Origin of the sequence: Vibrio sp. V42_P2S4T144, assembly GCF_009904715.1 — a bacterium.
Taxonomy (GTDB): domain Bacteria; phylum Pseudomonadota; class Gammaproteobacteria; order Enterobacterales; family Vibrionaceae; genus Vibrio; species Vibrio alginolyticus.
In genome coordinates this window covers 1-7,894 of sequence record NZ_WXWS01000276.1, presented here as the reverse complement: position 1 = coordinate 7,894, position 7,894 = coordinate 1, and the positions used below count along the sequence as shown (strand labels likewise).

At 44.0% G+C, this 7,894-nt stretch carries 3 protein-coding genes, 1 tRNA gene and 1 riboswitch; of the genes, 2 read left to right on the top strand and 2 right to left on the bottom strand.

Features of this window, described 5'->3' with window-relative positions:
• The first annotated feature begins 30 nt into the window (after positions 1 to 30).
• Positions 31 to 107 (top strand) — tRNA-Asp (locus tag CAG68_RS09425).
• Positions 108 to 855: 748 nt separating this feature from the next.
• Here CAG68_RS09425 and CAG68_RS09420 read toward each other — a convergent pair.
• On the bottom strand, positions 856 to 2,187 hold the full coding sequence (locus CAG68_RS09420; RefSeq protein WP_044129501.1) for a cation:proton antiporter: 1,332 nt from the start codon (positions 2,185 to 2,187) through the stop codon (positions 856 to 858).
• 191 nt (positions 2,188 to 2,378) lie between these two features.
• On the opposite strand from CAG68_RS09420, the gene metH reads away from it, so the two are divergent.
• Entirely contained in the window at positions 2,379 to 6,059 is a 3,681-nt protein-coding gene (metH, locus tag CAG68_RS09415) for a methionine synthase (protein WP_054728895.1), read from the top strand.
• An 86-nt stretch (positions 6,060 to 6,145) separates the two neighbouring features.
• Here metH and lysC read toward each other — a convergent pair whose 3' ends face one another.
• Positions 6,146 to 7,498: a lysine-sensitive aspartokinase 3 gene (gene lysC / locus CAG68_RS09410; RefSeq protein ID WP_086047066.1), complete on the bottom strand. Its 1,353-nt coding sequence runs from the start codon at positions 7,496 to 7,498 to the stop codon at positions 6,146 to 6,148.
• 101 nt (positions 7,499 to 7,599) lie between these two features.
• Positions 7,600 to 7,778: riboswitch (Lysine riboswitch) on the bottom strand.
• Positions 7,779 to 7,894 lie beyond the last annotated feature (116 nt).

Sequence of the window (7,894 nt, the reverse complement as noted above, 5' to 3'; positions counted from 1 at the left end):
CTTGCTTATTAAAGCGAGTGATACCACTGCGGAGTGGTAGTTCAGTTGGTTAGAATACCGGCCTGTCACGCCGGGGGTCGCGGGTTCGAGTCCCGTCCACTCCGCCACTTATATTAAGCCTCAGTCGAAAGACTGAGGCTTTTTTCGTTCTGGTTCCCCCGACTTACCTGAGCCTCACTTTCGTATTGAAACCTTGCATCTAGAGTTACACTACCCTCTTCACATGGTTTTAATATCGTCGTGAACGAGCTAGCATGTAACTCTGTGCCTTAGTCTTAGCCTTATTCCGATACCAAGCTCTAACCAAAGCTCCTTTTATTCGATATTAGAAAATCTAGTTATGTGACAGAGTTTAATTGTTTGAAGTGTCGCTTGTTTCTAATTTGAAAACAGGACGACTTTGAATACAAGTTTAGTCTCACTGAGATCAAGAGGGAGGGGGGCTACATTTCTGTTAAGGCTTTGATCTACCTGAATGCTAGCTCAGTTTTATCTTGGTGAGGTTGCTAACCTGTTTGGGTTCTGAACGCAATTACCCTAAATGCCTCTTTCTCATAAAAATACAAACTCGCTCATTGCTAAGTATTGTGGAAGTTTAGCTTTGATGTTTGCGAGGAGCCTATATTGCCAAGGTAAGAGAAGTGATACAGATGAAAATGGGTAAATTAAAAGGCTCGTCTATGAATACTATCTATCAGCAATAGTTAGTATCTATGAAAATGTAGCGTAGCGATTCTTCGTATATTTGATGGTATATCAAAGAATAAGGAGCCTTCGTCCTTGAAGGGGAGTCTGAAAATTAGTTATGAAAAAAGCAGCTAGGTAGCTGCTTTTTATTTATTAAGTTACGTGTCTTTAAGAGTCCACTGTCTCCGTATGTTCCGGAGTGGTTATTGCTTGGTTGTTCTCTTCCATCTTCTTCTCTTCTGCTTTTGCTTTTTCAATCATTGGAGTGATTGTTGAGCCTTGAATGAGGATAGAGAAAACAACGACGGAGTAGGTCATTACAAGAATAATCTCTTTTACATCGATTAACTTATCTTGAATCACCCAAATACCAGATGGAATGGAAAGTGCCATTGCCAATGCAAGGCCCCCGCGTAAGCCGCCCCACGTCAAAATACGTACTGACCACGGGTTATATTTTCTGTAACGCTTAAAGCCAATGTACGAGAGAAATACGCTTAAATAGCGAGCTGCTAGTACAAGAGGGACTGAAATAGCCATCATGATCCAGTCTTCTTTGTGGAATTCAAACAGCAGCATCGACATGCCGATCAGTAGGAATAACACGCCATTCAAGAACTCATCAACAAGCTCCCAAAAATGGTCAAGGTGATCTTCACTCTCTTTTGAAAAGCCAATAAAGCGTGTCCAGTTGCCAATCATAATACCGGATACAACCATTGCGAGTGGGCCTGATACATGGATGTATTCAGCAAATGCGTAACCTGCTGTTGGGACACCAATGGTAAGTAACAATTCCATTGAGTGATCATCGGTGGCACTGATCAAGTAGTGGAATAGCAAACCGAGGACGAAACCATATGTGATACCACCGATAGCTTCTTGGATGAAGAGTAAGGTGACACTACCTACAGTTGGTGCCTCAGTGCCAAATGCAATCGTAAATAGAGTGACGAAGATAACCAAACCGAAGCCATCATTGAAGAGCGATTCTCCTTCAATCTGAGTGGAGATACGTTTAGGAGCATCGAGTTTTTTCACAATAGCCAATACAGCGATTGGGTCAGTTGGCGATATTAGAGCACCAAATAGTAAGCAGTAGACCAAATCAAATTGGATGCCAATTAACTGACAAAACCCATACAGCGTAAATCCAATAAAGAACGTAGAAAACAGTGTAGCTCCAAGGGCTAAAACAGTGATCTCCCACTTTTGATCTTTAAGGTTCGGGAGTTTGATGCCTAGTCCACCAGCAAATAGTAAGAAGCCAAGAATGCCTTTGAGCAAGAAATCTTCGAAGTTAATCCTTGTGACCGTCTCCGTCGCAATTTCGGTGAGATGGAACCAGTTGTTTTGACCCGCAATTAAGATTAGAAGTGAAAGCACCATTGAACCTGCGGTAATCGCAATGGTGGTTTGCATCTTTCCTATCTTGCTGTTTACAAAAGCAATTAGCATCGCAGCTGCGGATAGAAAACATAAAGTATGATAGACCGACATAGAGCTCTCTATTTGTAACATTTTATGAATGGAATTCTCGGCTGATGCTGCTTAAATAGCAAACATTTTTTCGTGATTATTTTGCAAGTTAAGAAGGATATAAAATAATCATTAATTCTACGTTTAGACGTCTAGACTCCTGAAGTTTGTGTGATAGGATGGAAAGATAACTAAAGGAATGAGGCTGTACTGTGGGAAGTAACGTAAGACAACAGATTGAAGCTCAATTGAAGCAACGTATTCTTTTGATTGATGGTGGTATGGGAACCATGATTCAAGGGTACAAACTTGAAGAGCAAGACTATCGAGGAACGCGCTTTGCGGATTGGCATTGTGATCTAAAAGGTAACAACGACCTGTTGGTTCTAAGTCAGCCTCAACTTATCAAGGAAATTCACGCTGCATATTTAGAAGCGGGTGCAGATATTCTTGAGACCAACACGTTTAACGCAACAACCATTGCGATGGCTGACTACGAGATGGAAAGCCTAAGTGAAGAAATTAACTTTGCAGCTGCCAAGCTTGCACGTGAAGTTGCAGACGAATGGACCGCAAAAACACCCGATAAACCGCGTTATGTCGCAGGGGTTTTAGGGCCGACAAACCGAACTTGTTCTATTTCTCCTGATGTAAATGACCCCGGATATCGAAATGTTTCTTTCGACGAGTTAGTTGAGGCTTACTCTGAATCGACTCGTGCTCTAATTAAAGGTGGTTCTGACCTTATTCTTATCGAGACCATCTTCGATACGCTTAACGCTAAGGCTTGTTCATTTGCTGTTGAAAGTGTGTTTGAAGAGATGGGGATTGAGTTACCTGTGATGATCTCGGGGACTATTACTGATGCTTCCGGTCGGACATTATCCGGTCAAACCACAGAAGCGTTTTACAACTCATTACGTCATGTTAAACCGATTTCGTTTGGTTTGAACTGTGCACTTGGTCCAGATGAGCTGCGTCCTTATGTTGAAGAGCTCTCTCGTATATCAGAATCTTTTGTTTCCGCTCACCCAAATGCTGGGCTTCCGAATGCATTCGGCGAATACGATTTGTCGCCAGAAGATATGGCTAAGCATGTTAAAGAGTGGGCTCAAAGTGGCTTTTTAAACTTGATTGGTGGGTGTTGTGGTACAACTCCTGAGCACATTCGCCAAATGGCACTCGCGGTTGAAAATATCGCCCCTCGTCAATTACCTGAACTTCCCGTTGCTTGTCGCTTGTCTGGCCTAGAGCCACTCGCTATTGATAAAGACTCTTTATTTATCAATGTCGGTGAGCGTACGAATGTAACCGGTTCTGCGCGTTTTAAGCGCTTAATTAAAGAAGAGCTGTACGATGAAGCGCTCGATGTGGCTCGTCAACAAGTTGAAAATGGCGCTCAAATTATCGATATCAACATGGATGAAGGCATGTTGGATGCACAAGCTTGTATGGTTCGCTTTTTAAACCTTTGTGCGTCAGAACCTGAAATCTCAAAAGTACCAATCATGGTTGACTCTTCCAAGTGGGAGGTTATTGAAGCCGGTCTTAAGTGCATCCAAGGCAAAGGCATTGTTAACTCGATCTCTCTCAAAGAAGGCAAAGAGAAATTCGTTGAACAAGCTAAGTTGATCCGCCGTTACGGTGCGGCTGTGATTGTGATGGCGTTTGATGAGATTGGGCAAGCAGATACACGTGAGCGCAAAGTAGAAATTTGTACCAACGCTTACCGAATTCTTGTTGATGAAGTGGGCTTTCCACCAGAAGACATCATTTTTGACCCAAACATTTTTGCCATTGCTACGGGGATCGAGGAGCATAATAACTACGCGGTGGATTTCATTGAAGCCGTTGGCGATATCAAACGTGATTTACCACATGCGATGATCTCGGGTGGTGTTTCTAACGTCTCATTCTCTTTCCGTGGCAATAACTATGTACGTGAAGCGATTCACGCGGTGTTCCTCTACCACTGTTTTAAAAATGGTATGGATATGGGGATTGTGAATGCGGGTCAGTTAGAAATCTACGATAACGTGCCTGAAAAATTGCGTGAGGCTGTGGAAGATGTCGTTCTTAACCGTCGTGATGACGCCACTGAGAGATTGTTAGATATCGCGGCGGAATATGCAGGCAAAGGGGTAGGTAAAGAGGAGGATGCCTCTGCACTTGAGTGGAGAACTTGGCCTGTTGAAAAGCGCTTAGAGCACGCGTTAGTGAAAGGAATAACTGAGTTCATCGTTGATGATACCGAAGAGGCTCGTGTCAACGCTTCAAAGCCATTAGAGGTGATTGAAGGCCCATTAATGGATGGGATGAACGTCGTCGGAGACTTGTTTGGTGAAGGTAAAATGTTCCTTCCTCAGGTCGTAAAATCTGCACGAGTGATGAAGCAAGCAGTCGCGCATCTGGAGCCCTACATCAATGCAGAAAAGCAGGTGGGACAAACAAACGGTAAGATTTTGCTAGCGACGGTCAAAGGTGATGTACATGATATCGGGAAAAATATCGTTGGCGTTGTATTGCAGTGCAATAACTACGAAATTATCGATCTTGGTGTCATGGTTCCTTGCGAAAAGATCTTAAAAGTAGCGCAAGAAGAGAACGTCGATATTATTGGTTTATCAGGGTTGATCACACCTTCATTAGACGAAATGGTGCATGTTGCAAAAGAGATGGAGCGTCTCGACTTTAACTTACCTCTTCTCATCGGTGGCGCAACAACGTCAAAAGCCCATACAGCAGTTAAGATTGAGCAAAATTACAAGCATCCAGTGGTTTACGTGAACAACGCCTCACGTGCAGTGGGCGTATGTACTTCTCTTCTGTCAGATGAACGTCGCCCTGAATTTGTTGAAAAACTTGAAGCTGATTACGAACGAGTACGTGATCAACATAATCGAAAGAAACCGAGAACCAAACCAGTGACATTAGAAGCGGCTCGAGCGAATAAAGTTGCTATCGATTGGGAAGCTTACACCCCTCCAGTGCCTGTTAAGCCTGGCATTCATATCTTCGATGATTTTGATGTGGCTATATTACGTCAATACATCGATTGGACACCATTCTTTATGACTTGGTCACTTGTGGGTAAGTATCCAACAATTTTCCAACATGAAGAAGTTGGTGAAGAAGCAAAACGTTTATTCGAAGATGCCAACGAGTTACTTGATCGAGTTGAGCGAGAAGGCCTGTTAAAAGCGCGTGGAATGTGTGGCTTATTCCCTGCTGCGAGCGTGGGGGACGACATTGAAGTTTATGCTGATGAAACTCGTACCGACGTTGTGAAAGTATTACGTAACTTGCGACAACAGACCGAGAAACCAAAAGGATTCAACTATTGTTTATCCGACTACATCGCACCTAAAGAGTCGGGTAAACATGATTGGATAGGGGCATTTGCTGTCACTGGTGGTATTGGTGAACGAGAGCTTGCTGATGAATACAAAGCACAGGGAGATGATTACAACGCAATTATGATTCAAGCGGTGGCGGATCGCCTAGCCGAAGCGTTTGCTGAGTATTTGCATGAGCGTGTCCGTAAAGAAATTTGGGGTTATGCTGCGGATGAAGATTTATCTAACGATGATCTCATTCGTGAAAAATACCAAGGTATTCGCCCTGCACCAGGTTATCCAGCGTGCCCTGAGCATACTGAAAAAGGACCGCTTTGGGAGCTACTTAATGTGGAAGAGAATATTGGCATGACTCTAACCTCCAGCTATGCAATGTATCCGGGCGCGTCAGTCTCTGGTTGGTATTTCTCTCATCCTGACTCACGTTACTTTGCGATCGCACAGATCCAAGAAGATCAGCTAGAGAGTTACGCCGATCGTAAGGGGTGGGATAGGATCGAGGCTGAAAAATGGTTAGGGCCAAACATTAACGGTTAAATTGATGTTTACCTCGTCCAAATGTAACAACTATTGAAACAACAAAGGGCTGCAGATACGCAGCCCTTTGTTTTATTGAGTTGAACTTACTTCTCAAACAACTCAGTGTGGAGTTTTTGTATGGCTTGTTTCGATACCGATTCATGGAGCAAGAAGCATAAGTTGTGAGGGCTAGCGCCATAACAAATCATGCGTAGGTTAAAGTCTTCTAGCGTGCCAAAAACCTGTTTCGCGTAGCCTTTACTCTCACTCATGTTGTTACCAATGAGAGCAACGAGGCATAGGTCATGTTCAACTTCTACCTTACATAACTCTTCTAACTCTTCTCGTGCAGCTTGCGGCAGCTGTGGTGCTCCGCCAGATGTATCAGTTTGATCAAGTGTTAACGATACACTGATTTCAGATGTCGTGATCAAATCGACAGAGATCTTATGCTTTGCAAGGATCTCAAAAACCTTCGCTAAGAATCCGTATGCGTGGAACATATTGGCGCTGCGTAGCGTTACCATGGTTTGGTTACAACGCAAAGCTAGCGCACGGAATAACGGTGAGCTTTCGACTTGGTGGCGAATCCAAGTTCCCCCTTTTTCTGGCTCTTTCGATGACCCTACAAATACCGGAATGTCGTGGCGTAATGCGGGTACTAGCGTAGAAGGGTGAAGGATTTTAGCGCCAAAGTTAGCCATTTCTGAAGCTTCACTAAAGCTGATCTCGGGAATTGGTGAGGCTTTTGGTGCAATTCGCGGGTCTGTTGTGTAGATACCCGGAACATCAGTCCAGATTTCTAGCCCTGCTGCTTTAACGCTCTCAGCAATTAAGGCGGCGCTGTAATCGCTGCCCCCTCGACCTAATGTTGTTGTATTACCGGCTTCGTCAGATCCTATGAAGCCTTGAGTAACAACAACGGATTGTTGGCAAAGTGGTACGAGTTTATCTTGCGCAAGCGTCGAAATTGCTTCAATGTTTGGCTCCGCGCGACCAAAGTTGTCATCAGTACGCAGCACATCGCGGATATCAAAGCGCACAGCTTGAATGCCTCGCTCACACATTAACTGAGTTAGAATATGCGTCGACATGAGTTCGCCACATGCGACTAAATGATCGGTTAACTTCGCACTAGCTTGGATAGATGCAGCCTCGGCCAGTCTGGTTACGGTATCTAATATGCCATACACCTCGGCAGCAGTTTTCGTGCTGTCTTCGAGCTGAGTTAAAATGGCGTCATGAATGTTGGCCAGATTTTGCAGCAGCTCAGTACGGTGCGTTTGATCCTGAACGCCGTTGGCGAGTTCTACCAATAGGTTGGTGACGCCAGAGCAAGCGCTGCTCACGACCAGGCGAGTATTTGGATTGTTTTCGATAATGGTGGCGCAACGACTCATTGCCTCAAAGTTGGCAACACTGGTTCCACCGAATTTAGCTACGTTAAATGCGCTCACTGCGTTCTCCCACGACTTCCTAAAAAATTGTACATCCAATGTTTAGTGAGAAAAGGAACAGAGCAAAAAGAGAGGTATTTAGAATGCTATTTGAAAAATTTACCCTCAGAAGCCCTTCATCAGACTGCGCTGATGACAGTTGATGGGATTCAGCCCAATTCAACCGACAAGTCAAATCCTGCAACTTTGACTTACCTCGGCACTACTCCCCCTCAATGATTGGTGTTGGAATTGCGGTTCCACAAATCATCTACCTGGGTAGCGCTCCTCTTCTACATAAAGCTCAAACATTGAACGGTTTTGAGGCCTTAATGTCAATCAATATTTCAACCTTTATGGTGTTTTTTATTAACGATTTTGTGACACTGGTTTGACCTCCATACTTACGGCTAATTG

What these genes read in the sequence shown, in the direction of transcription:
- CAG68_RS09420 (WP_044129501.1), bottom strand. Translation starts at nt 2,187, where the DNA reads ATGTCGGTCTATCATACTTTATGTTTTCTATCCGCAGCTGCGATGCTA.